2 protein-coding genes are annotated in these 2,149 nt (G+C 60.8%); both read left to right on the plus strand.

The features are described from left to right. On the plus strand, window positions 1-239 hold a 239-nt coding region (locus EN939_RS38650; protein ID WP_206528351.1), incomplete at its 5' end, for a hypothetical protein. Between the two features lie 153 nt (window positions 240-392). Further along, a partial coding sequence (locus EN939_RS27490; protein WP_245473189.1) for an ABC transporter ATP-binding protein/permease occupies window positions 393-2,149 on the plus strand: 1,757 nt, incomplete at its 3' end.

Below are 2,149 nucleotides of genomic sequence, written 5' to 3' on the forward strand. Positions count from 1 at the left end.
TCTCTGGGCCGTCCGCAGTGAGAAAACCGATCGCTCGACACGATTTCGAGTTCACGAAACCGTGTGAAAGCCTTCCCCAGGGGAAGCTCCATCGACGGCATTTTATTGAAGATCAAGTATCTGAAATCAATATCGATATTTTGATTATTGCCGACCGTTGTCGCTATATTTCAGCGTGTAATCTGTTGCCTCACGGCAACGGCTGCCGGGGCAATCCGGTCGGGCCGGTTTTAAATTAATGGAAAATGATCAATTGGTGTTACCATCCGTAACAAAAGAAAAAAGGTTTGGGCGGGATCGTGATTCGGGTCGGTAGACCATCGCAAGAGTCAGTACCGGAAAAAACACCTCGCGATGCCGCAGGGCGATCGCTTCTGACGCCGGTGTCGTCGATGCGCAGCTTCTGGGGCTTGATGCGGGCCTACTGGGTTTCCGACCGCTGGAAGGAAGCCTGGACGCTGACGCTGGTGATCGCGGTGCTCACCGCGCTGTCTAGCAAGGCCGGTGTCTGGTTCGCCGAAGCCTCCGGCGAACTGGTCAATTCGATCGCCTTCTTCCATGACGCCGCCAACACCACGCCGCTTCGCTCGCTGCTGGTCAATGCCGGCGTCCTCGTGCTGCTGGTCGTACTCAAGGACGCTGGCTTCACCGGCATCCGCAATCTTGTCTCGGCGACATTGCACCGCAAATGGCGCGGTTGGCTGGACAGCCGCTTCAATGAAGCGCTGCTGGATGGCAACCATACGCATTTCCATGCCCAGCATGCATCGACCGGCAGCGGCGCACCGGCCCCCGACAACATCGACCAGCGTGTCCAGGAATCCATCAAGGACATGACCGGGGGCGCCATCGGGCTCGCCATGGGCGTACTGGCCGTCGCCACCTCGCTCTTTTTCGTCGGCCAGAAGCTGCTCGAAAACTCCGTCGAGGTGAAGGGGCTGGAGTTCCTCGGCAGCTATGGCAGCGCCATCCTCGCCTTCCTGGCCGTCGCCACCTATGTGCCGCTGAACACATGGATCGCCGTCAAGCTCGGCGGCCTGCTCGAGCGCCTCAACGTCAGGATGCAGAAGGCCGAAGGCAGCTATCGCGGCGAGCTGACGACGTTCCTGCGCCGCTCCTTCCATGTCGCGGCGTCTCAGGGCGAAGGCGTGCAAAGGACCATGCATGGCCGGCTCTATGTCGATATCGACGGCACCTGGACGCGGCTGAACATCGTCAACACCGTCTATATGTCGTTCGAGCTGATCTATAATTTCATCGGCGCGCGCATTGTCGCCTATGGACCGGGCCTCGTGCCGTTCATCCACAACCGCCTCGATCTGAAGGGCTATATAACCGGCTCCGAGCTGGTCAATTCTCTGATCGGCCAGTGTTCGTGGTTCATCCACGTCATGCCCGCCATCGCCACGTTGCGCGCCAACAGCCAGCGTGTCACCGAACTGGCCAACGCGATCGAGAATGTCCAGCATCCGCAGGAATTCTACAGCCAGACCGGCCGCTCCGATTTCCACTACACCAGCCAGAACCCGGTTTTCGGCTTGACCATCCAGAAGCTCGAACTGGCGCATCAAGGCGAGGATGCGACGCCCTTCCTCAGCGCCGCCAATCTGCGCTTCCGGCGCGGCGAATGGACTTTCCTGAAGGGCGAGTCCGGCTGCGGCAAGACCTCGCTGATCAAGGCGATCAACGGCCTGTGGCCCTATGGCCGCGGCACCATCGTCTTCCCCGAAGGCGTGAAGAGTTTCTATGCCGCCCAGGAGGTCAAGCTGCAGCCCGTGTCGCTGAAGCAACTGGTCTGCCTGCCGGGCTCCGAGCACGACCATGGCGACGCGCAGGTGGCGTCGGCGCTGCACAAGGCCGGGCTCGGCGACTTCATCGAGCACATGGCCGACGAAAGCCGCGAAGGCAAAAGCTGGGACCAGGTGCTGTCGGGCGGCCAGAAGCAGAAGCTGGTGGTGGCTCGCATCGTGCTGCAGCAGCCGGGGCTGCTGTTCCTCGACGAGGCGACCGGCGCGCTCGACCCCGATGGCAAGGTCGCCTTCCACCAGGCCATCAAGGACAATTGCCCCGATGTCACCGTGATCAGCGTCATGCACGAGGCGGTTGCGCCGAGATCGATGACCGGCAGCGAATTCTATCACAGCATCGT

Source organism: Mesorhizobium sp. M7A.F.Ca.CA.002.05.1.1, from assembly GCF_003998335.1.
Taxonomy (GTDB): Bacteria; Pseudomonadota; Alphaproteobacteria; order Rhizobiales; family Rhizobiaceae; genus Mesorhizobium.